General features: G+C 50.1%; 14 protein-coding genes. 10 read left to right on the top strand and 4 right to left on the bottom strand.

Annotated elements, in window-relative coordinates:
• The first annotated feature begins 71 nt into the window (after positions 1-71).
• Complete coding sequence (locus DXT99_RS21080; protein WP_115567576.1) at positions 72-2660, top strand: M14 family metallopeptidase; 2589 nt, start codon at positions 72-74, stop codon at positions 2658-2660.
• Between the two features lie 81 nt (positions 2661-2741).
• Here DXT99_RS21080 and DXT99_RS21075 read toward each other — a convergent pair whose 3' ends face one another.
• Both DXT99_RS21075 and DXT99_RS21070 read right to left on the bottom strand, forming a co-directional pair.
• Complete coding sequence (locus tag DXT99_RS21075) at positions 2742-3683, bottom strand: PorP/SprF family type IX secretion system membrane protein (RefSeq protein WP_115567575.1); 942 nt, start codon at positions 3681-3683, stop codon at positions 2742-2744.
• Between the two features lie 30 nt (positions 3684-3713).
• Complete coding sequence (locus DXT99_RS21070; RefSeq protein WP_115567574.1) at positions 3714-5033, bottom strand: T9SS type B sorting domain-containing protein; 1320 nt, start codon at positions 5031-5033, stop codon at positions 3714-3716.
• Positions 5034-5590: 557 nt separating this feature from the next.
• Between DXT99_RS21070 and DXT99_RS21065 the strand changes: the two genes are divergently transcribed.
• From DXT99_RS21065 to DXT99_RS21035, 7 genes are all read left to right on the top strand, one after another.
• Positions 5591-6130: a hypothetical protein gene (locus DXT99_RS21065; protein WP_115567573.1), complete on the top strand. Its 540-nt coding sequence runs from the start codon at positions 5591-5593 to the stop codon at positions 6128-6130.
• A gap of 24 nt (positions 6131-6154) precedes the next feature.
• Complete coding sequence (locus DXT99_RS21060) at positions 6155-6580, top strand: DUF2721 domain-containing protein (RefSeq protein ID WP_115567572.1); 426 nt, start codon at positions 6155-6157, stop codon at positions 6578-6580.
• 285 nt (positions 6581-6865) lie between these two features.
• A complete protein-coding gene (locus DXT99_RS21055) occupies positions 6866-9490 on the top strand; it encodes a gliding motility-associated C-terminal domain-containing protein (protein WP_115567571.1) in 2625 nt (874 codons plus the stop codon).
• A 6-nt stretch (positions 9491-9496) separates the two neighbouring features.
• On the top strand, positions 9497-10507 hold the full coding sequence (locus DXT99_RS21050; protein WP_115567570.1) for a PorP/SprF family type IX secretion system membrane protein: 1011 nt from the start codon (positions 9497-9499) through the stop codon (positions 10505-10507).
• Between the two features lie 539 nt (positions 10508-11046).
• Positions 11047-14259, top strand: a complete 3213-nt coding sequence (locus DXT99_RS21045; RefSeq protein WP_115567569.1) for a gliding motility-associated C-terminal domain-containing protein — start codon at positions 11047-11049, stop codon at positions 14257-14259.
• A 5-nt stretch (positions 14260-14264) separates the two neighbouring features.
• Positions 14265-15269 (top strand): PorP/SprF family type IX secretion system membrane protein, encoded by a 1005-nt coding sequence (locus DXT99_RS21040; protein WP_115567568.1) that lies wholly within the window; start codon positions 14265-14267, stop codon positions 15267-15269.
• A 339-nt stretch (positions 15270-15608) separates the two neighbouring features.
• Positions 15609-16820: an S-adenosylmethionine:tRNA ribosyltransferase-isomerase gene (locus tag DXT99_RS21035; protein ID WP_181885209.1), complete on the top strand. Its 1212-nt coding sequence runs from the start codon at positions 15609-15611 to the stop codon at positions 16818-16820.
• Positions 16821-16980: 160 nt separating this feature from the next.
• Here the strand turns inward: DXT99_RS21035 and DXT99_RS21030 are convergent, their stop codons facing one another.
• Both DXT99_RS21030 and DXT99_RS21025 read right to left on the bottom strand, forming a co-directional pair.
• Positions 16981-18381: a M20/M25/M40 family metallo-hydrolase gene (locus DXT99_RS21030; protein WP_394851338.1), complete on the bottom strand. Its 1401-nt coding sequence runs from the start codon at positions 18379-18381 to the stop codon at positions 16981-16983.
• A 183-nt stretch (positions 18382-18564) separates the two neighbouring features.
• Positions 18565-19539: a DUF1028 domain-containing protein gene (locus tag DXT99_RS21025; RefSeq protein ID WP_115567566.1), complete on the bottom strand. Its 975-nt coding sequence runs from the start codon at positions 19537-19539 to the stop codon at positions 18565-18567.
• Between the two features lie 265 nt (positions 19540-19804).
• On the opposite strand from DXT99_RS21025, the gene DXT99_RS21020 reads away from it, so the two are divergent.
• Together DXT99_RS21020 and DXT99_RS21015 are read left to right on the top strand one after the other, a co-directional pair.
• Positions 19805-20629, top strand: a complete 825-nt coding sequence (locus DXT99_RS21020; RefSeq protein WP_115567565.1) for an NYN domain-containing protein — start codon at positions 19805-19807, stop codon at positions 20627-20629.
• Between the two features lie 340 nt (positions 20630-20969).
• Positions 20970-23759, top strand: a complete 2790-nt coding sequence (locus tag DXT99_RS21015; RefSeq protein WP_115567564.1) for an outer membrane beta-barrel protein — start codon at positions 20970-20972, stop codon at positions 23757-23759.
• The last annotated feature ends 203 nt before the right edge of the window (positions 23760-23962 follow it).

Raw genomic sequence — 23962 nt, 5'->3', positions numbered from 1 at the left:
GCAAAAGCCTTCATAAAAGAGGAAATTGCAGGTACAACCTGATCTAAGTAACTAACACTTCACCCTTATACATGAAAAACCTACGTGTACTTGCTGTAGCGGCTATGCTGGGCCTTGGCCCGGTGGCGGTGGCACAGCAAGCCGAAACCAGCCTGTCTTATTATCTGCCGGCTGATGCTTCGTACAGCAACACCATTCCTACTCCTAAAGAAATTCTGGGCTATAATGTGGGCGAGTGGCATGTGAGCCACGACCAACTGGTGATGTATGTGCGCCAGATGGCGGAGCTGTCAGACAGGATGGAAATAGTGGAATATGCCCGCACGCATGAAAACCGCCCCCTGTACCTGCTCACCATCACCTCACCGGAAAACCTCCGCAGCATAGAGCAGCTAAAGGCGCAGCATAAAAAACTGACAGACCCGGCACAGTCGGGCAGCCTGGACATCAGTAACATGCCTGCCGTGGTGTGGATGGGCTACAGCGTGCACGGCAACGAGCCCAGCGGCAGCAACGCGGCACTGCTGGCCCTGTACCACCTGGCAGCAGCGCAGGGCCCGGAAATAGAAAAGTTGTTGAGCGAGACAGTTATTCTACTGGATCCGTCTATCAACCCGGATGGCTTGAACCGCTTTGCCAGCTGGGTGAACACGCACCGGGGCAAGAACCTGGTGACAGATGCCAACAGCGCAGAGTTCGACGAAGCATGGCCACGTGGGCGCACCAACCACTACTGGTTCGACCTGAACCGCGACTGGCTGCCACTGCAGCACCCGGAGTCGAAGGGGCGGCTGGCGAAGTTCCATGAGTGGAAGCCGAATGTGCTGACAGACCACCACGAGATGGGCACCAACTCCACGTTTTTCTTTCAGCCGGGCATTCCGAGCCGTAACCATCCCCTTACGCCGGAAAACAATTTTAAGCTGACACAGAAGATAGGTGATTTCCATGCGAAGGCGCTGGACAAGATCGGCTCTTTTTACTTTACGGAGGAGAATTACGACGACTTCTACTATGGCAAGGGCTCCACTTACCCGGATGTAAATGGCGCTGTGGGCATTTTGTTTGAACAAGCCAGCTCCAGGGGACATGCGCAGGAAAGCCAGAATGGCGTACTCACGTTCCCGTTCACCATCCGAAACCAGTTCACCACCACCCTCTCCACGTTACAGGCCGCACAGGCCATGCGCGAAGAGCTGTTGGCGCACCAGCGCAACTTCTATAAGGATGCGCTGAGCGAATCGAAAAAGGCAGGGACAAAGGCTTATGTGTTTGGCTCAGAAAAAGACAAAGCCCGGGCGTACCACCTGGTGGAGATCATTAAGCAGCACCAGATAGAAGTTTATCGCCCAAAAGAAGCTTTCAAAATCAACAATACGACTTATACGCCGGAGAACGCTTATATCATACCAACGGAGCAGCCACAGTACAAGCTGATCGAGGCGATGTTCGAGAAACGCACGACGTTCCAGGACAGCCTTTTTTACGACATCTCCGCCTGGACTTTCCCGCTGGCTTTTGATTTAGACTATGCTGCACTCTCGTCCAGGAACTATAAGCAAAACCAACTGGGCCAGAAAGTAGAGGACCTCACTTTCCCGAAAGGTGAAATTGCAGGCGGCAAAAGCGACTATGCCTATGCTTTTGAGTGGCATGATTATTACGCCCCACGCGCCCTGAACACCTTGTTTGAGCACGGCATCACGGCCAGGGTAGCCACCGATAAATTCACCACTGCGGAAGGCAGGCAGTATGACTACGGCACCATCCTGATACCTGTCACCGGCCAGTCCATCAGTTCAGAGGCGCTACAACAAGTGCTGCAGGAGGTGGCAACCGATAACGGCATCCGCATACATGCGCTGAACACAGGCTTTAACCCGCAGGGTATTAAACTGGGAAGCCCGATGATGCAGACGCTGGAGCAGCCGAAGATACTCATGCTGATGGGCGACGGCGTGAACAGCTACGATGTAGGCGAGGCCTGGCACCTGCTGGACAACCGCTTTGATATGAAGCCTACGATGGTAAAGACAAACGACTTTAACCGCATCGGCCTGAACCGGTACAATGTAATTGTGATGGCAGAAGGTAACTACAACAGCATCTCAAAGGACAAGCTTCGCAACTGGGTGCTGCAGGGGGGCACTGTAATAGGCATGGGCGAGGCTGCCCAATGGCTGGCAGATAACGGCATCGGCAACACCAGCTTTAAAAGAACAGAACCGGACACAGCAGCCCGGAAACCGTACGCTGACATGGCTAACACCACCGGGGCTCAAGTAATTGGCGGCGCTATTTTCGAAACCACCCTCGACCTGACGCACCCGCTGGCTTACGGCTACACCGATGCACAGCTACCCATTTTCAGAAGCAACACGCTATTTATGGAGCGTTCCAAGAGCCCTTACGCTAACCCGGTAATGTACACTGCAAACCCGCTGATGGCCGGCTATATCTCTAACCCAAACCTGGAGCTGCTGAAAAACTCCGCCGCCGTGGATGTATCGGCAGTGGGTGCAGGCAAAGTGATTGTCATGCCGGACAATCCAAACTTCCGGGCCTTCTGGTACGGCACAAACAAACTGTTCCTGAACAGCATCTTCTTCGGCCAGATCATCAACGGCCGATCTGCCCGTGCGGATGAGGCAGCCCATTAAAAGCGCAGCAGGAGTATTAAAACAGGAAAGCCAGCGCAAATGCGTTGGCTTCTCTGTACATAGTGGGTATAACAGGTTCCATTAATTCAACCGGAAGCCCAGCATAATCTCATGTGAGCCCGCGCTGTAGTTGCTCATGGGCGAGGTGGTGATGTCGTAGGAGTAGCTTAACTCGTACTGCTGCTTAAACTGCAGCCCCATAAGCCCGACCACTGCATCATTCGTGCGGTAAGAAACACCCGCCCACACCATGTTATCATGCTTTGATTTTTCACCATCTGTAAAATGGTAAGCCCCCTTGATGTTAAGGTCTGCCTGCAGCGGGGCTGCGTTCACGTACTTCAGCAGCACAGAAGGCGTAACCACTATATTTCGGTGCACGTCCAGGTTATATCCTCCGGAAACCATTAAGTGGCGGGCAAGGCGGCTTGGGTCCTCCACGTCATCCATTTCAAATATCCTGTTTCCCAGCACCTGGAACAGCGAGACACCTGCAAAAAACTTATCGGAATGAATAAAGGTACCCACACTCAGGTCAGGCATAAATGAGTTAAGGTTGCCGTTCCGGGTAACAGGGTCCCGCTCGTTGGAGCCTTCTGCCAGGTAAATCTTATCTGCATCGAACCTGTACTGCTGGAAACCGGCAAAAACACCGGACGAGAGATATACCTTCTCATTCAAAGGAACATGGTAAGCGTAAGACAGGAGCATACCAGTACGGGTAGTAGGTCCCGTTTGATCTGTGTACACGTAGCCGCCAACTCCATGGTAGGCCTGCCCCTCCTGGATGTCCTTCTTGAACAAAGCGGCTTCCCCGCTCAGGTAGAAGGTTTTGGGTGCCCCCTCAAAGCCAACCCACTGGTTGCGGTAACCTGCTTTTAAATTCCAGTCCTTCTCTATTCCGGCCACTGCCGGATTAAGGAGATAGTAATTGGTCATGTACTGGCTGTACAACGCTTTCTGCTGGGCTACAGCTGCCGATCCCACAAGTAGAAAACAAAATATAAGTATATAATTCTTCATAAAATTCTGATGATAGGTTAAGGACCAATATTACCGCATGATGGTTAATGACTGCTTAAGTGCTGGCGTGGCGTCACCGAATTCAATGACACAGTAGTAGGTGCCATCCGGTAGCATCTTACCTTTGTGGGTGCCATCCCAGGGTTCCTGGTAACCTCTGGATTCGAACACCAGGCTTCCCCAGCGGTTGTACACGGTCACTCTGCAACCAGGGAAAAGCGTAGAGAGGTTCTTAATCGCCAGGCGGTCGTTAATACCGTCTCCGTTTGGCGTAAATCCGTTTGGTACGTCTATTTCATTGTTGTTCTCGATAGTAAAAGTCACTTCTGAAGTACAGCCAAAGCTATCTTTCACCACCAGCGTATGTGTTCCAGCACCTAAGTTGTTGAAGATGGAATCGGCAGTAAAGCCGCCACCGCTCAGTTGGTACGTATAAGGAGCGGCTCCACCACCGATGGCTGTAACCGCAGCGCTGCCACTTTTATCTGGTCCTATGGCTTTGGTTAACGGCGTCACCGTCACTTGTATAGGATAGCCTTCTGTCATTGTCACAGGCACAGCGAGCGTACAGTCGTTTGCATCTTTTACAGTAAGCGTGTAGCTTCCTGGTGCTACACCAGCTATAGTGGTGGAAGCCGTAAAGTTCTCGCCGTCCAGGGAGTAAGTATAAGGAGCTGTGCCACCGGTAACAGAACTCACCTTAATGCCGCCGGAGCTGGCGCTGCAGGAGGCATAGTGTGAAGTGGCTGACACAGCAGAAGGGCCGTCTATACTGGTTACTTCAACCTCCTGCACGCGTTTACAACCCTGCCGATCCACCACCGTTATGCTGTGTGTACCTTCTGCAAAATCGGTTAAGATGTTGCTTGTCTGCAGTGTAGTGCCGCCATCTTTGCTATACCTGTAAGGAGAGGAACCGCCTGTAACTTCGGTAATGGTTATTACACCATTGCTGTTGCCACAGATGGCAGGACTTGCACTTGCAGTAAATTCGCTCGGCCCGGAAGAGTCTTCTATCGTCACGGCTTCTGTGTAGGTGCAGCCATTGGCATCTCTAACAGTTATCGTGTATTCTCCTGCCACTAATGAGCCAAAAGTGTGAAAAGCCTGGAAGGGAGTGCCATTTCTGGCATACATATAGGGAGCGGTTCCACCGGTTACTCCAATTACTCTGAAATAACCGTTGTTCCGGCCGCAGAGAGAGGAGAAAATCTCCAGTTCCAGATCGGTTGGTCCGCAGTCACCATCAGACGTTTGTGCATACAAGCTGTGGGGCGCTACCAGCTGTAGCAAGCTCATCAGGCTAACGGCACATAATAAAATGAGTCGTTGTGTAAAATGTTTGTTCATATAATTAAGGTTAAAATTTTAGCTGTTACACCTATCAATTGTTTCCTTCACTTGCCATAGCAGAGGCCTCCCCTTTTCCCCTTGCCTTTCCAAAGCTTTATCTGCATCTTAAGCCTGCACTTAAACATTACTCTGTAGCACCAAGCCCTTTACAGCATGTTGAAGGTTTACAAAACATATAAAAAGGCATAGGAATAAAAATAAATTTAATGGTATATATACGATAATAAATATATAAACTGTTACATATTCTGGTAAAATTCCTAAACGCACTAAAGGCATCTACTGAGCGAATAAGCGCTGCTTTGCATGACAAGCCCCAGGAGATTCAGCAATCCTGGGAAAAAAAGAAAATAAGGACCCTGCAAAGTGCTATTCCGGGAGAGCATGTAGAAGCCAAACTGCAGCAAGTGCCAGGGAGTGTTTGTTCTGCTCACTGCATAAATTTCAGAAGCAAACGGTAGATACTTCTTGTGCTGCCTTTACCACCAGGCCACCTGTAGGCTAACAAAGTATAAACCACTACCTTTGCACCCTGAATCACACGAAAACAACCTATGAGCGCCAGAGCGTCAGAGCTATTACTCCAAACAGCCTACGAAAGCGAAAAACCACCTGTGCCAGTGGAAGAGGCAGGCAGGATTTACAATGATTTTGAAAAAGCCTATAAAGCGTCCAGAACCTCACCGGGTAAAGCAACTGAAGAACTTAACTACCGCTTTGAGCGCCTGCGCCTGCTGCTAGCTATCGCCTTTGTAAAAGCTTTCACCCGCCTTTCCAACAACGAAAAGAGCAAAGAAGCGCTGGATGTACTGCAGGAAGCCCTGCAAGCCCGAAGCACAAAAGAAATCGACAAGGTTATACAGAAGAAAATAGCTGTGTTCGACCAACTCTACCACGAAATGTTTGTAAACGAGCAGCGTGATCAGGTGCTGCACTTGTTTGAGCAGACGCTGGATGCCGGCACCAGGGAAGAATTGGACGAAATAATTTTTGAGGGTGTGGCCTTACTGCAGGAGGTGGATTGGGAAGCAAACGAGGAGGAAGACCAGGATGATACTGACCCACTGGACGAAGACTTTTTGAAAAACCTGTAAAAGAGCGCCTGTCGCAGCCATACTATGGAAATTTCCCTCACCACACCAGCCCTCTTGTTTCCGGCTATCTCGTTACTGCTGCTGGCCTATACCAACCGCTTTTTGACGTTGGCCAGCCTCATACGCAGCCTGAAAACCCGCTACGCCACTACCCACAGCCACCTGGTGTATAGCCAGATCCAGAACCTGCGCATACGCCTTAATCTGATTAAAAACATGCAGGCCTTCGGCATCTGCAGCATCTTCGGCTGTGTGTTTTGCATGTTCATCCTTTTTGCAGGCTACAGCACACTAGGCAAATATGCATTTGGGCTCAGTCTCATCCTGCTCATGGCTTCGCTGGCGCTGGCGCTACGGGAAACGCAGATCTCCGTAAGGGCGCTAACCCTGGAACTGAATGATCTGGAAGAGGAAGCCGAAGAGGGCAAGAGCAGCAAAAATACACCATAAGCACCTTCCTGCGCATCAGCAGCTTTAAGTAAACGAGGGCCGCGGCATCTGACTAACTCAGAACCGGGGCCCTTGTTCTTTATACCCTGCAGCTATCAGGCCTTCCTGCCATAGCTGCAGGTGCGCTATCTAAAAAGGAATAAAAATCCGAATAAAAGACTCACCTTAAACACTATATAAATATAGAACTAAACGCATATATTCAGATAGTATACTATTTAAAACTTAATCCATCTTGTTACGTTTCAAAAAAATATCTATATGTTCTAACTAATCTCTTTCAGGATGAAGGTACGCTTACTTCTCCTACTCCTCGTGCTCTGTATTTGCCGCCCTGCCGCTGCCACCCACATTGTGGGAGGCGAGATGGAACTACGGCATATCGACGGCTATAACTACCGGCTGTTACTTAACCTGTACTTTGATCAAATAAACGGAACGCCAGGTGCAAAAGACCCCGTTAACTACATCACTATATTTGAGAAAGGCACAAATAAAGCTATCACAACAGTTTCCCTGCCTATCCGGGAAGAAAAGCAGTTGAGTTACACTAACATCAACTGCACAACCGGCGAACTAAAAACCTCCCTGATCCTCTACTATGAGGATATCTTCCTGGATCCTGCCATCTACACACACGCAGCAGGCTACTATGCCTCGTGGGAGCGCTGCTGCCGCAATAGCACGGTCAGCAATATAGTTTCGCCGCAGGATGCCGGTATTACATTTTATCTTGAGTTTCCACCTGTTGTTAAAAACGGCCGCGCTTTCATAAACTCTTCTCCAAAGCTATCTCCCCCTCCTACCGATTATGCCTGCCAGGGAGAGCTGTTCTCCTATAACTTTAGCAGCACAGATGCTGATGGGGATGAACTGGTATATGACCTGGTGACGCCAATAAACGGCTATAGCACGCCGGGCGTACCTGCCCCGCCAGCCTCCAGTGCACCATACCCCGAAATCAATTGGCAGGCAGGGCATGATGCCAATAACCAGATAAGGGGAAACCCCGCTGTCAGGATAGACAGGAACACAGGGGTGCTTGTTGTAAACCCAACGTATGTGGGGCTTTTCGTTTTCGGCGTACGCTGCCAGGAGTTCAGGGACGGCGTGAAGATTGGAGAAGTAAGAAGGGATTTCCAACTCTTGGTAAAGGACTGCCCCCGCAACGAAAGCCCCGAGGTGTTTGCCCAGCCTCCTGGCAGCACCAACTATTACAGTGAAGGGCAGCCTATTCAAATCAACGCAACTGATCCGCGTTGCCTGAACGTCTTCTTCACAGACGGGGATAACGATGAGCCGCTGACGCTTACTGCCAAAGCTGTCAACTTTGATGCTAACAGCTTCTCTTTTACTGGCCTTACCAGCGGTGTTGCAAACGCAGGCGGTGTAAAGGACATGCTGCAGACATCCATCTGCTTTGATCCCTGCCTGGATTCAGAGGGCAAAACTTACTTACTTGATTTGAATGTAAGTGATGACGGCGATGAGGGATGCAGCCTGCCGCGGCAGGATACCCTACGGCTAAGCTTTGTGATTGCCCCTACACCGGAACAGCCTCCTGCTATTTCGTTTTCAACACCGAAGCGGGTGTTTGAAGTAGCTGAAGGAGACATCATAAACTTTGATGTAACAGGCACTGACCCTGACCAGGATAATGTCACGGTGTCGGCTACCGGCAAAGGCTTTGATCTCAGCACGCAGCAAATCAATTTTCCTGCGAATAGCAGTACCGGCCAGGTCACCTCCTCTTTTAACTGGCAGATAGATTGCGCTGCCCTTCAACAGGCAGTATACCAGTTAGAGTTTACCGTTACATCTACAACCTGCGGGAAACCGGTAACCACCACAGAAACAGTGGAAGTGAGAACGAAACAGGATAAGATATTGAATAACCGCATCTCTCAGGATCAAACTGTCTGCTCTGGCACCTCTGCTGCTGCTATTACCGGAACTGCCCCTACCAGTGGGCAGGGCACCTATACCTATCTTTGGGAAATAAGCACTGCAGACGCACCGGGTGTTTTCGTGGCTGCCCCCGGCAACAACAGCCTGCCCGACTATACACCAACTACCCTTACCCAAACCTGCTGGTTCAGGAGAAAAGTAACGGCAGGGGCCTGTTCAGAGGCATCTGTGAGTAACGAGATAAAGATAACGGTAATGCCGCAGCCTCTTGCGCCCTCCTTTACTGATGGCACCACGTGCTCCGGCGCAACAGCAACCTTAACAGCTACTGCTACAGATGCCGGAACAATCCTGGAATGGTACGACCAGCCAACAGGCGGTAACCTGCTGCACACAGGCACTACCTATCAGACCACGCCAGTCAGCACCACCACCCACTATTATGTGCAGGCAGTAAACAGCAACGGCTGTGCGAGTGGCGCCAGGGCCAAAGTAACAGCAGAGGTGCTTGATGCCGCAGCAGATGCCGGTGAAGACCTGACGATTATCATGGGCGGCTCCGCAGGTTTGAGAGGGAAAGGCGGGATAACTTATTCCTGGTCGCCAGCCACAGGCCTTTCTGACCCGAACGACGCGAAGCCTTTGGCCACACCCACTGAGACTACGACCTACACCCTTACAGTCACTACAAAAAACGGCTGTACCTATACCGATGAACTGACCATTACGGTACTTCCCCGTCTCGACCCCACCAACACCATTACGATGAACGGAGATGATATCAACGATAAGTGGCACATCCGCAACATTGAATACTACCCTGACTGCCGGGTGCAGGTATTTACCCGCTGGGGCGCCCAGATTTTCGACTCAAAAGGATACCAGGAACCATGGGATGGCACACACAACGGAAAGCCGCTGCCCATGGCTGCTTACTACTATATTATTGACCCTGGGATGAAGGAGAAACCGATTTCAGGCAGTATCACCCTTATTAAGTAAAGCCGAATGAGAGTATTGTTTTGCATCCTGTTTTGTTTCTGCTCGTATGCGGCTGCATTGGCGCAGCAGCGGCCACAGCACACGCAGTACTTTCAGAACAACTACCTCCTGAACCCTGCTGTGGCAGGCATTGAAAACTACATGGATGTGCGGTCGGGCTTCCGGAGCCAATGGGTTGGTATGGAGGGGGCACCTACCACCTTTTACACCAGCGTGCACACCGCCCTCAACAGGAACGACAGGAATGCCCGCCGGTTTGGAGCAGGCAAGCCACCGTCTTCTCAGGGTGCCCCCGCTGCCAACAAGAACAACCGGTTTTATGTGAGGCCGCACCATGGCGTGGGGGCCATCGCCCAGATGGATAACTCAGGACTGCTGTCTACCTTTACTTTTAACCTGAGCTATGCCTACCACCTGCCCCTCACCAGAAGCATCAACCTGTCAGGCGGTATCTCTGCGGGTATACTGAAGCAATGGATAAGCCAGAAAGACGTAGACGTTCTTATTCAGAACGACCCTTTTCTGAACGGAGAGGCCATCAACAGGAATAAGCTTGACCTGGGTTTGGGGCTCTGGCTCTACAGCCGCGACTTTTATGTGGGTGTATCGGGTATGCAGCTTGTCAGGAGCATCAATGATGTAGGTTCAGACGGCTTGCCCCGGGCGGAGCTCCAACCGCACTATTATGCTACGGCCGGCGTTCGGCTCCCCGTAACTGATGGTATCACGCTCACTCCCTCGGTGATGGCTAAGATGGCAGTTGGAGGCTTATCAGCGGTAGACGTAAACGCAAAAGCCATGTACTACGAGCGCTTTTGGGTAGGCGCCTCTTACCGGCACAAGGATGCTGTCGCCGCCATGGCAGGTATCTATGTCAATCACTTCATAGACGTGAGTTACTCCCACGATTTTACCACTTCTGACCTGAACAGGGTCAGCGCCAACAGCCACGAGGTCGTTGTGGGAATCAAGCTGAACAACCCGCAGAAAACGGTCTGCCCGCAGTGGGTGTGGTAAGCGCCCGGGGAGGCATTCTTGGCAAGTAAAAAATTAAACCGCAATTGCAATCATCCTGAAAGCACACTGCCGCCGCCGTAGTACAACAGGCAAATGTAGCAGCGCAACGGCTCTTGCACCTCTCATACAAGGGAGCAAAATATGCTTGCCATACCGAATATAAAACAACCACAACTATCAGTTCCTGATAATGGCCGCTCTGCCAGAGCTGAATAGCGTTGAAAGAAAGTCACACAGATAAAAATATAAATATTCCACTACTGCACAATACTTTATTTCAACAAAACCGGCACATCAAAATTGCACAGACCACTCTCGATAACTTTTTACCTTTTAGCTCTAATTTTACTACATTAGTAGCATTTATTTTTATCATTGCCTTTAATGCATTCATATCACCAATGTAAAACATAACTAAATAAATATTAAAAGCTTTTTATATCAGAAGTAAAAAAATATTCTCATCCCCGATTTTGAGCACAACATTGTTTAACTATATTTAGAATTCAATACATAGTTTACACCCTTCGCTCAAAAGGATGATACCACGTTTAGCACTGCTTTTTTTAACCCTGTTCCTAAGTTTACAAGCTTCTGCAACACATATTGTTGGAGGCGAGTTTGAGTTGCAGCACCTCTCAGGCAATAGTTACAGGCTGTCTCTGAACTTATACTTCGACGAGATCAACGGGACACAGAACAGAAAGGAAGCCGGCATCAGGGTTTATATTTTTGAAAAGGGCACCGATCTCCCTGTCACAAACACATTGCTGTCACTTAATGAAACAAGCTTATTAAACTACACCAATGTTGGATGCACCACCAGCGGCTTAAAAACTTCCAAGCTCCTCTACTACAACGATATTAACCTTAATCCCACCAGATACACACACCCGGAGGGATACTATGTGGTGATGGAACGCTGCTGCCGCAACAGCACCACCAACAACATATCCTCCACATTCGAGGCTGGCACTACTATTTATATGGAGTTTCCAGCTGTTGTTAAAAATGGCGCCCCCTTTGTGAACTCTACGCCCAGGCTTACACCGCCACCGAGCGACTATGCCTGCCAGGGAGAGCTTTTTTACTACGATTTCGGCAGTACTGATGCGGATGGGGACCAGCTAGTATACGACATGGTTTCTCCACTGAACGGGTATAGCACCGCTGAAGACTGGAGGCCGGCTGCCTCCAGTGGCCCCTACCCTGAGATAAGCTGGCTTCCGGGCTATAACAAAGACAATCAGATACAGGGGGATCCGCCTGTTAACATCGACAGAAGCACTGGATGGCTTACGGTAAGGCCAAGCTATGCAGGCCTGTTTGTATTTGGCGTACGGGTACAGGAGTTCCGGAACGGAGTGAAAATAGGGGAAGTCAGGAGAGACTTTCAACTTGTGGTGAAAGCCTGTCGCTTCAATTATGACCCAGCCGTCTCCATTACGCAGCCCGGCAGCCCCAGCCCTTCTGCTGACGGTGAAATACTGCGCATATCCCCTACCGACTCACGCTGCATTAAAATACTCTATACTGACCCGGACGTAAATGAACCCCTTACCCTGGAGGTAAAGCCCGTTAATTTCACGAACGACAATATCTTTAGCTTGTCCGGCACAACCAGCGGTGTGGCAAACATACCCAATGGAGCTAATACACTTGAGGCCACAATTTGCTTTGAGCAATGCTTTAACACGGGTGATCAGCCTATCCTGCTGGACCTTGTGGTAAGTGATGATGGGGATGATGGATGTGGCCTGCCGCGGCAGACAACCAAACGAATAAGCCTGGTAGTAGAAACGAGCCAGGGTAATGCTCCTGCCCTTTCTCTTTCTACCGGAACAAGAGTCTTTGAGGTCGTTAGAGGAGATCGTATCAGTTTCGACGTGACCGGTACCGACGCAGACCAGGAGGAAGTCACTGTCTCGGCTTCAGGCAGAGGCTTTCAACTGAATGCTCATAACATCAATTTTCAATCGAAAAGAAATAATGGGCGGGCAACCTCTCCTTTTAGCTGGACAATTAACCAGCAGGCCCTGCAACAGCCGTCTTACCTTATTGACTTTCTGGTAACTTCCACTACCTCCTGTGGCAGCACGCTCACCAGAACCGAAACGATAGAAGTAAGGCCGCTAAGACAAGATGACATTGCCAACAACACCATTTTAGCTGACCAGACAGTATGCGCTGGCGAAACACCGGCAACCCTAACGGGGAGTCTGCCTACCGGCGGAAGCGGCTCTTACGACTATACCTGGGAGATGAGCAATACAAATGAGCATACAGGCTTTACACTGGCACCTGGCCCAGGTAACAAGGCGCAGCACTACACACCACCAGTCCTTACCGGACCAACCTGGTTCAGGAGAAAGGTAACTTCTGGTTGGGAGGATGAGCTAATAAGCACAGCAGTGAAGATAACCGTGCAGGATGCTATTGACAATAACACCATCTCCAGCGCACAGGCAATTTGTGCCAATACCGTCCCTAATCTTTTAACCGGGCCGGAACCAACCGGCGAGGTCGGCACCTATACCTATCAATGGGAGTACAGCACGACTGGTCCGACCAGCGGATTTAAAGCCATTACCGAAACAGGTAAAGGGAAAGAAAAGGATTACCAGCCGGGGAGATTAAATCAGACGACCTGGTACCGGCGCGTGATAACGTCTGCCCCCTGCCCTCCTGTGGAAAGCAATGCAGTAGAAATCACCGTTACACCGGATATCAGCCAGAATACTATAAATGGGAACCAGGTAGTTTGTGTGGGGAGTACCCCGGGTAAACTGACCGGGCCTGTACTGACCAGTAGCACCGACAGGTTTTCCCATGAATGGGAGTACAGCACAACAAGCGCCACAGCAGGCTTCTCTCCTGCACCCGGCCTTAACACAGCAGCAAATTATACACCCGGTCAGTTAGAGCAGTCCACCTGGTTCAGGAGAATTGTTCGTACGGCGGCTGCATCCTGCCAGAGCACCAGCAACGCTGTGTTGGTGACGATAGAAGCGCTGCCAGCCACGCCTCAGGCGACAGATGTCACCATTTGCCCGGGCGAAACGGCCACGCTGCAGGGAAACGCACCGGCAGCGGGAGTTATCCTGCAGTGGTATGATAAACCCAGCGGCGGCAGGTTATTGCGCGAGGGTGCCACGTATCAAACCCCGCCACTCCACACCACGACGGATTTTTATGTGCAGGCTGTGACCAGAAACGGTTGCACCAGTACCGGCAGAACAAAAGTTACAGCCACTGTCCGGCCCTCTGTAGCCAATGCAGGCGAGGATGTAACGATCATGGAAGGCCAGTCGGTAAAGCTGCAGGCAACGGGAGGTACCAGTTATTCCTGGTCACCAGCCACCGGTTTATCTAATCCTTTTATCGCGGACCCTAGTGCCAGGCCCCTCAAAACAACGACTTTTACGGTGACGGTGACGTCAGAATTTGGCTGCGCTTACACAGACGAGGTGACGGTGACGGTACTCCCGCACGTGGTGCCTACGAACGCGATTACTGTTAACGGGGACAACATCAACGAAACCTGGTTCATCAAGAACATTGAGCTATACCCTAACTGCCACGTGCAGATTTTCACCCGTTGGGGAAATAAGATATATGAATCAAAAGGATACCAGGAGCCCTGGAATGGCACACACAACGGCATGCCTTTACCTATGGCGTCTTATTACTACATCATTGACCTGGGGATGAATGAAAAACCGGTGGCAGGAAGTATTACCCTTATCAAGTAAAGCTTATGAAATTTTTTACCAGCCTGGCCTTTTTTGCCTGCCTTTGTTTTACCGGCCTCGCCCAGCAGCGGCCGCAGCATACGCAGTATATCCAGAACAACTTCCTGCTTAACCCGGCTGCTGTGGGCACAGAAAGTTATATAGACGTTCGGAACAGTTACCGAACCCAATGGCTTGGCCTGGAGGGGGCACCTACCACCTATTATACCAGCATCAATGCCTCCCTTGACAAAAACGACAGGAACGTACCGCTTCCAAAAACAAAAAGCAGCTACAACGCATCCGGGGTATCTGTTAACAAGAATAACCGCTTCCATGTGAGGCCCCATCATGGCTTGGGAGCTGTCATGCAACTAGATAAGTCCGGGCTGCTGAACACCTTTTCCCTGAACCTTAACTATGCCTATCACCTGCCCCTCACAAAGAAGATCAACCTCTCGGGTGGTGTATCAGCGGGCCTGCTGCAGTACCGCCTGAACAAGCAGGACTTAAACATGCAGATTTCAGAGGACCCTTTCGTGGCAGGAGAAATCCCCAACATGAATAAGTTTGACCTGGGAGTGGGCCTTTGGCTTTACAGCTCTAACTTTTATATAGGATTGTCGAGTATGCAGGTGCTCAGCAGCGAAACGAAAAGTAACAACAACGGACTGCAGGCCGCACTTCAGAACCATTATTATGCTACCGGCGGTATCAGGCTCCCAATAACGAACAGCATTTCTTTCACACCTTCGGTTATGGTGAAAGTAGCAGAGAACGGTTTATATATGGTAGATGTAAATGCGAAGGCCGCTTATGGCCGGCGCTTTTGGGTGGGGGCTTCTTACCGGCAGCGCGATGCAGTTGCTGCTATGGCCGGTCTATTCATCAACCACATGCTGGATGTGAGTTATTCCTACGACCTGACCACTTCTGAACTGAACAGGGTCAGCGCGAACAGCCATGAGGTAGTGGTGGGAATCAAACTAAACAACCCTCAGAAAACCATCTGTCCGCAGTGGGTGTGGTAAGCACCTGGCAAAGTCAGCATAGTGCCTAAATTACATTGGAAGCATTGCATCTAAACTGATGCTACACCAATAGTCCCAGCGGGACGATGTATTGATAGCCTGAAAATTCTGTAGCACCCTTAGCTCTAGCGGAGCGATCTGTAAATTTAACCCAAACAGGCCGCTCCGCTGGAGCTAAGGGTGGTCTAATATTAATTTCTATCAACAGGTCGTCCCGCTGGGACTTTATAGACAACACTGTTCTGCCTTTGAAGGAGCACTTTCTCACAAACGATACACCTTGCGTAAGGCCATTATTAAAACAAGCGCTACCTTTGCAGGAATACCAATACGTTTATCATGATTGACCCGAAGAAGCTGGCGATAAAGGATTTTGTGTACGAGCTGCCAGAGGAGCGCATTGCAAAGTTTCCGCTGCCGGAGCGCGACCAATCGAAGCTGCTGCTTTACCGGCAGGGCCAGATAGTAGATCATACCTTTACAGACCTGCCCCAACTGCTGCCGCCAAACACACTGCTGGTTTTTAACGATACAAAAGTAGTACAAGCGCGCCTGCTGTTTCAGAAAGAGACGGGTGGCTTTGTCGAGATTTTTTGCCTGGAGCCGGTGGCTCCTTACCGGGAGGTACAGCTTGCGATGCAGCAAACCGGTAACTGCGTCTGGAAATGCCTGGTGGGCAACAACAAGCGCTGGAAAAGCGGAAAGATAAGCCTTCGCTTTGATGGCGGTATGCTGCAGGCGGAGCGCGAGGCACAGCAGGAAGGGCATTTTCTGATACGTTTCACGTGGGAACCGGCGGAGCTGCCCTTTGCCGAGGTACTGGAGCGTTGTGGCAAACTGCCGCTGCCCCCCTACCTCAACCGCGACCTCACTCCCGAAGACCACACCCGCTATCAAACTATCTACGCCAATCAACAGGGAGCCGTAGCAGCCCCAACGGCAGGCCTTCATTTCACTGACCGGGTGATGGCAAGCCTGCAGGAGCAAAATATAGCTGCCGCATACCTGACACTGCACGTGGGTGCCGGCACTTTCAGACCCGTGAAAGCCGATGTAATGGAGGAGCACGAAATGCACGCAGAACAGCTCTACCTCACAAAACCTCTGCTACAGCGCTTGCTAAAGCAGTTGGGCAAGCCCATCATACCGGTAGGCACCACCAGCATGCGCTCATTGGAAAGCCTGTACTGGTTGGGCGCGAAAGTGCTGCAACAGCCGGCGCTACCGATGCAGGAACTGCAGGTAAGCCAGTGGCAGGCCTACGAAACAAAGGAACCGCCTGCTGCGGCTGAGGCTTTAAACGCATTGCTCCAGTACATGGAGCGGCAGGGCACAAATTACCTGCACGCCAGCACGCAAATCATTATAGCTCCCGGTTATACCTTCCGGATATGCGGAGGACTAATCACCAATTTCCACCAACCGGAAAGTACCCTGCTGCTTCTGGTTTCCGCCCTCATCGGAGAAGATTGGCGCAAGGTATACCAGCACGCCCTGCAAAACAATTACCGCTTCCTAAGCTACGGCGACAGCTCCCTCCTGCTGCCATAGCTCAAAAGACCTCGCAGCGTGCGCAGCTCCTGCGAGCGTCTGGTGTCAGAAGCTTGGAGATAAGCCAACATACAACAAAAGAGCCAGCCCCGCATCCATGCGAGACTGGCTCTTATTCATTATCACTGCAGCAAAATCAATCACCACATTTTCAAATCAATTACAACCCATACTGAGAAATAAGATAAGCCAGCGATGCCATAGAAGCAGCACCTAGTTGCATCTCGCGGCGGTTCACCTGCTCAAATGTGTCGATTTCTGTATGGTGGTAGTCGAAGTAGCGTTGTGAGTCTGGCCGGAAGCCAATAAGTGCAACGGTACCCTGTCCTTTCAGTGGTCCGATATCGGCACCGCCGCCGCCACGTGTCAGGTCGTGCAGGCCGTAAGGAGCCAGTAGTGCTTTCCAAGTTAATGCTTTGGAATATTGGGCATCTGTGCCATCAATACCAAATCCACGCGGTGTAAAGCCACCTGCATCAGACTCGATAGCGGCAATATGCTTCTCTCCTTTTGCCTTCGCTATTTCAGCATATTTACGCCCGCCGCGCAGTCCGTTTTCCTCATTCATGAACAGCACCGCACGTACCGTACGCTTTGGCTTAATACCGAGCTCATTAAACAGGCGCAGCACCTCAATCGACTGCATACAGCCGGTACCATCGTCGTGCGCACCTTCCCCTATATCCCATGAGTCGAGGTGGCCACCCACTACAATGATCTCATCCGGCTTCTCTGTTCCTTTAAGCTCTCCAATCACGTTGTAGGACAGCACGTCCGGCAGCGTTTCAGAAGTCATACGCATATAAAACTTCAGGTTTGGGTCATCCTTTAACAGGCTGCTTAGTTGCTCAGCATCCCTTGTGCTGATAGCTGCTGCAGGAATCTGCTGCACACCCTCCTCATAGCGGGTGTTGCCTGTGTGAGGCACATCCTGTATTTCGTTTGCCATGGATCGCACCAATACACCCACGGCACCGAGCTTAGCAGCTGCCACGGGGCCTCCGCCACGTTGGTCTACCGCACCACTATAAGCTGCCATGGTATGAATGTGCGTATTATCGAAGGGGCGGTTAAAGAACACAATCTTACCCTTCACCTTTTTTTTGCCCAGCTTCTCCAGCTCTTCGAAGTTCTGCACCTCTACTACCTCAGCACTTAGCCCTTGCTTGCCAGTACCCACGGAAGCCCCCAGCGCCGCGATGTTCATGTCTACCGTTCCCATTAGTTTGGAATTATAGACACGTCCGATCTCTTTGTCACCACGCACCCAATGCGGCACCATCACCTCCTGCAGGTATACTGTGTCCAGGTTCATTTCTTCCATTACCTGGCGGCTCCACTCCACCGCTGCCGCTGCCTGTGGCGAACCACTAAGGCGCGCGCCAATCTTCTTGGTGAGGTAGCGCAGGTTTTCGTAGCTTTCTGTGCTGGAAAGGGCTTCGTTATATAGCTTCTTGATAGTGGCTGAATCGGAAGCGTGATTTTGTTGTGCCATTGCCGGCAGAGCGAGTGCCGTGGCAGCAGCCAGCATCAGGCTGCGTAGGTTCTTTTTAATTAGCATTATTGAATTAAGTGTGATTTGAATTTTCGATTGCTATGTGTTTTAGCGGCTATAAGTTACTAAATTTTAATGAATGACAGGAATGGAGGTAACCTTCGCCATCTGAAGTTCATTTTCACATTAAAAGCAAAAGCGGCAGAAATTAGTTTCTGCCGCTTTTGCTTTTGGTTAATTCCACGTTTTTTATTTAATCCGCATCAGCTTCTCCATGTTCTGCTTGCTCACCGTCAGCAAACCTACTTCAGGTAAACGGCTGGTAAGTTCGCGCCAGTTGTCGTCTTTCTTGTACACTTCGCGCAGTAGTTTAGCAGCTTCTTCCACCTGGCCGCTGTTAGCTAACCCGATCGCGTGCCAGTACTTCATCTCGAGGTTGTTTGGAAACATCGTTTCTGCTTTACCATACTCCTGCATGGCCTGCTGCATCTGCCCTTTCTCTATCGCCAAATCACCAGCGTTCATGTGCTCGTAGGCCCGGTATACTTTCAGGAGGCGGGCCAGTTCGTCCAGCGGCTGGTCGTGGTCATCCACACGCAGGTCTATGGTCCGGTCGTTCCAGGGCTGGTCGTCTTTCTGTCCCTTCACCACTACCAGCGCAGCCGACTGCCTGCCCCGGATATCACCGCCTTCACGCTCTGCTGCCTGCATGGCCAGCAATACGCGCTCTGCCAGCGGCTGCCCTTCGCTCCTTTCAAAAGCTTTCGCCATGGCGGGCCATACTTTGTCCGTCAGCATCATGTTGGCCTGCACTGAGAAGTTTTTTCCTGTGATGTGGCCGGCGTAGCGGATACACTGTTTTCCGGTGTGGGTGGCCACACGGCCCTGGGCGTCCAGTATCGCCACCTGCCGCACCTCCCGGGCTTCGTCGTCAGCCAACAATATGGCGAGTGCTTCTTCCGGAGTTTTCCCTTCCTTTAGAAGTGCCAGGCCACGCAGGCCAAAGGACTTGTTTGTGAACGACTGCGTTGCCACCACGCCAACGCCAGCCTCTACCCAAGGCACTGCAGTACCCACCGAAAACCAATGGCTTTGTACGCCCACGGCCATTTCACCTGTACCTGGGTCGCGGGCTACGATGGAATACGTATGTGCCAACGGCTCCTCTGCCTTAAATACCTGCGCCTTTGCCGTACCCAGCGCGGCCACTAAAGATACTCCCATAGCGAATAATGTTGCTTTCAACTTTATCATGTTATCCTTTGTCTATACTCATATTTTTCGTACTATGCCTAAAGCAGCAACAGAGGCCGATGAAAATGAACAGATTCAGCCGCTGCCATAGTGCACAAACAAATATAAATGTTTTGGTTATACTACTGGTAGACTTTAGTGATAACAACCTCTATTAACAATAGCAGTATAACGATATTAGAAACCACAAAGAAATAGAAAGCTGCTTCCCTGCACCTTTACGCAACCCTAACACATGAAAAACTCAGTACGAGAAAAAAAACCTTCGCGCATGGCCATGCTTATAGATGGCGATAATGCGCAGCCAAGCCTGATTGTAAAATTAATGGCCGAAGCCGGTAAATACGGCGCCACTACCATCCGGCGCATCTACGGCGACTGGACTACGCCACAAATGAACGGCTGGAAAGACTGCCTGAATAACCATGCTATCCAACCCATACAGCAGTTCCGCTACACGGTAGGCAAAAATGCCACCGACAGTGCCCTTATCATCGATGCTATGGACCTGCTGCACAGCGAATATGTAAACGGCTTCTGCATCATCTCCTCCGACAGCGACTATACCCGGTTGGCTACGCGCATACGTGAGGCAGGCATTTTTGTGATGGGCATTGGCCAGCGCAAAACACCAAAGCCTTTCGTGAATGCCTGTAACGTGTTTATCTTCACAGAGAACCTGACGGATGACATTGATGATAAAAAAATAGCGGAGGCTGAAAAGGACCCGGCCAGTAATACGGGTAAAAGTGCACCTAACCCGGTTCCGCTATTGAAAGAAGCCTTTGTTATGTCAGAAGACGAGGATGGCTGGGCGCATTTGGGCGTGATGGGAGTAAACCTGCGCCAGCTCGACCCCAGCTTTGACCCACGCACCTTTGGCTATGGGCAACTGCTGCAGCTCATTAAGGCGCAGAAAGACCTGTTCATCATCCGGAAAGAGGATGACAAAGGCCCTTCAGCGGTTTATGTAAAACGCAAAGACAAGCCAAGAAGTCCCGCCAGGCGTAAGCCGAAGACAGAACCGAAACCGAAGGCAGAAGCTCCAAGCAATAAGTAACTAAGCCGGTTAAAGTATAGCCTAAGCACTTAAATCTATACAATACATATTTTTTGAAAGCCTGACCTGTGAAGGGTCGGGCTTTTTTATTTTCTACAACTCATGCTGCAGTGCAGGAAGCACCTCTATGCACTACTTCCTGCACTGCAGCATGAGTTGTAGTAAAGGTATTTGCTTTGTAATTCCAGCACTATATCAACTCTTTACCCTTAAAAGGCTGAACGTTAAATAAAAGTTAAAGTGCTAACATTGTAACAGATTAGTCCATATTTTTCAGTATTATTAAATAATTAATCTAAAACTATATTCAAGTCCTCCAGTACTGTGAAAACAAATCACTATGAAACATCTCCTACTTATCCTTCTATTCCTGTTTACAGCCTCCTTTCCTACACTGATACATGCTCAAAACTCAAAAGGTGAGTTGGGAGGTAAGGTAGTGGATGAGTCCAGCAAAGAGGCTTTGCCTTATGCCACGGTTTCGGTTTACAATGCACAGGATACGACGCTGCTTACCTTCAGAATGAGTGATGATGATGGGATTTTCAAAATTCCGGGCCTGCCCCTGGAGCGCCGCCTGCGGGTTATTATCACCATGATGGGCTATGGGGTGTACAAGCATGAGTTTACATTGACGGCACCGCAACCGGCTCTTAACCTTGGAGAAATAAAGATGGCTGTTTCCAGTAACCTACTGAGCGAGGTACTGATTGTGGCCGAAACACCGCCTATCCTTGTGCGCAATGACACGGTGGAGTTCAATGCTGCTTCCTTTAAAACCTTGCCTACTGCATTGGTAGAAGATTTGCTGAAGAAGCTCCCGGGTGTGAGTGTGGATGGCTCCGGTAATATTATGGTGAACGGAAAGGCTGTGAGCAAAATTCTGGTAGACGGTAAAGAGTTCTTTGGCAGTGACCCGAAGATTGCCAGCCGCAACCTGCCGGCAAATGTTATCGAGAAAGTGCAGGTGATGAACGACCCGGAGGCCCTGCGCCGCGACCCAGATATGCCGGAAATGAATATTCCGCAGGTCATTAACCTGAAATTTAAGAAGGGGATAAAAAAAGGTATGTTCGGAAAGCTGTATGGTGGCGCCGGAACGGATGAGCGCTATGAAGGAGGCGGTATCCTGAACATGTTTCGGGACACGATGCAGGTAAGCGTATTGGGTTACTCAAACAACCTGAACCGCCCCGGATTTGGCTTTGAGGATATCTCCCGCATTGGAGGCTTTGACAGAAGCGGGTTTAACTCCGTGATGTACAGAAGTGACGGTGGCTTTGCCCTGAATGGCATTTCATTCGGAGGAACCGACGAAGGCATTCAGCAATCGTCTGGTGGTGGCACCAACTTTAACACCGTATTCACAAATGGAATCAAACTGAACCTGCAATATTTTTACGGTGGCATTGACTCTGACCTGAACCAGATAATAAATTCCTCTCAGCTGGTTGAGGAAGACACTATCACTTCCCGCAGGGTACGGAACCAGTTCAGCAAAAGCAACAGCCACAGAATTGGTGGAAAGCTGGACTGGAAACTCGATTCCTTAACAGACCTGAGCATGACCTCTAACGTGACGATTGCTGATAACAGGTCAAGTCAACTTGCTTTTACAAATACTTACCTGAACTACCCGGAACTCATAAACGAAAGCAATAACAACCAGCGCTACAACAGTAATACACTCACGCTGGGGAACAACGCATCGCTGAGCAGGAACTTCCGGAAGAAGGGCAGGAACCTCAACTTTTATGGCGCTTATGAGTACAGCACGCTCCTGCAGGACCAGGTAAACAACGCAGAAAACCTCTTCTACAGGCCCGATCCAGGTGTAACGCTTCTGAACCAACTCCGCGACAATGACACCTACAGCACCAAATTCAACAGCTCTGTGGCTTATAATGAGCCCATTTCAGAGAACATAAGTGCTGTCTTCCGCATCAATTCGGAGTATTTTAATGATAAAAATGCGCTCCATACCTATGATGCTGATCCGGAAACAAACGAATACACGCTGTTGGTACCAGGCCTCTCGAATGAGCTGCAGCGCACTGGCTGGCGAAATTACCTGACAAGTGGTATCAGGTGGAAGATAAAAGAAGTTTCTGTGCAGCCGGCTGTTCGTTTCACATCTCTGGATATAACCAATACGTTCCAGAAGAACCCCACCATAAAGCAGAACTTCTTTTATGTGTTTCCGACACTCAACATTAACTGGAAATCACTTTACATTAACTATAGTGTAAACCTGAGAGAGCCAAACGCAACCGACCTGCAGCCGGTGATTGACAATACCAATCCCTTGTTCATTAACTATGGAAACCCGGAACTGAAGCCTACAGTCTCAAATTCCATCTACCTGAACTACGGCAAGTATGATACGAAACGCTCGCTCCAATACAGTTTTTACATGAACGGCAGTATCAACAACGATGCTGTTACCCGCCAGCGCACCATCAATGAGTTTGGTGTGCAAACTTCCCGGCCAGTAAATACTGACGGCAATTGGCAGCTTAACAGCAGTGTCCGCTTTATGAAGGACCTTAAGTATGATAATAACAGGCAGTACTCGCTGGGAGGCTCCATGTGGGCTGCCTATACACGGACGTTAGTTTTGTTCAACGACATCCAGAGTTTTAGCCAGACCTGGAGCCTGAATCCTACCCTGGAGGCGAAGATGAACCTGGATGATAAATTTGAGTTTAACCAGACTTTTACGCTGCGGCACCAAAGAAGCAAGTATGAGGACAATGCCTTCCGGAACCTAAAGTTTAACACCAGAACCTCCCGCTCTGAAATAGTGATACGGATGCCGAAAAAGCTGGTATGGGAGGCAACGCTTGACTACTGGTACAACTCCAATATGGCTCCTGGCCTTCGGAACCACTATAGCAGGCTAAACGGCAGCGTTACCTTCCTCTTTATGAAGGATGATCGGGCACAGCTTAAACTGTCTGTATACGATGTGCTGGACCAGAACCTGAGCGCTTACAGAAGCATTCGCGAAAACATTATCGAAGACGTACAGACCGTGGTACTGAACCGCTACGGCATGCTCACCTTCACCTATAACATCCGCAATTTTGGGGGTAAAGTTGGAGGCAGTAATTCTATGTTCAGATTTTAAGAATAATGACATTTCGTATCTCGCAGGGACAGGTCGCAATCCAATGCCGTTAACTTAAGAACAACGCTGCCGTTGTTGTGTGTTTTCACCATAGCCGTCAGGCTAAGGATAAAGTATATCATTTGGTGATGGTTTTAGTAGCCCGTTCTTGTCTCTTCTTTTTTCTTTCCTGCCTATCCTGATTACCCTTCTGAGCACTTTCC

Source organism: Pontibacter diazotrophicus (assembly GCF_003367245.1).
GTDB classification, from domain to species: domain Bacteria; phylum Bacteroidota; class Bacteroidia; order Cytophagales; family Hymenobacteraceae; genus Pontibacter; species Pontibacter diazotrophicus.
The sequence above is the reverse complement of the archived record's forward strand: the minus strand, read 5'-3'. Positions and strand labels throughout refer to the sequence as shown.

Coding starts and splice junctions, on each gene's coding strand:
- DXT99_RS21080 (WP_115567576.1), top strand. CDS start 72: ATGAAAAACCTACGTGTACTTGCTGTAGCGGCTATGCTGGGCCTTGGC.
- DXT99_RS21075 (WP_115567575.1), bottom strand. CDS start 3,683: ATGAAGAATTATATACTTATATTTTGTTTTCTACTTGTGGGATCGGCA.
- DXT99_RS21070 (WP_115567574.1), bottom strand. CDS start 5,033: ATGAACAAACATTTTACACAACGACTCATTTTATTATGTGCCGTTAGC.
- DXT99_RS21065 (WP_115567573.1), top strand. CDS start 5,591: ATGAGCGCCAGAGCGTCAGAGCTATTACTCCAAACAGCCTACGAAAGC.
- DXT99_RS21060 (WP_115567572.1), top strand. CDS start 6,155: ATGGAAATTTCCCTCACCACACCAGCCCTCTTGTTTCCGGCTATCTCG.
- DXT99_RS21055 (WP_115567571.1), top strand. CDS start 6,866: ATGAAGGTACGCTTACTTCTCCTACTCCTCGTGCTCTGTATTTGCCGC.
- DXT99_RS21050 (WP_115567570.1), top strand. CDS start 9,497: ATGAGAGTATTGTTTTGCATCCTGTTTTGTTTCTGCTCGTATGCGGCT.
- DXT99_RS21045 (WP_115567569.1), top strand. CDS start 11,047: ATGATACCACGTTTAGCACTGCTTTTTTTAACCCTGTTCCTAAGTTTA.
- DXT99_RS21040 (WP_115567568.1), top strand. CDS start 14,265: ATGAAATTTTTTACCAGCCTGGCCTTTTTTGCCTGCCTTTGTTTTACC.
- DXT99_RS21035 (WP_181885209.1), top strand. CDS start 15,609: ATGATTGACCCGAAGAAGCTGGCGATAAAGGATTTTGTGTACGAGCTG.
- DXT99_RS21030 (WP_394851338.1), bottom strand. CDS start 18,381: ATGCTAATTAAAAAGAACCTACGCAGCCTGATGCTGGCTGCTGCCACG.
- DXT99_RS21025 (WP_115567566.1), bottom strand. CDS start 19,539: ATGGGAGTATCTTTAGTGGCCGCGCTGGGTACGGCAAAGGCGCAGGTA.
- DXT99_RS21020 (WP_115567565.1), top strand. CDS start 19,805: ATGAAAAACTCAGTACGAGAAAAAAAACCTTCGCGCATGGCCATGCTT.
- DXT99_RS21015 (WP_115567564.1), top strand. CDS start 20,970: ATGAAACATCTCCTACTTATCCTTCTATTCCTGTTTACAGCCTCCTTT.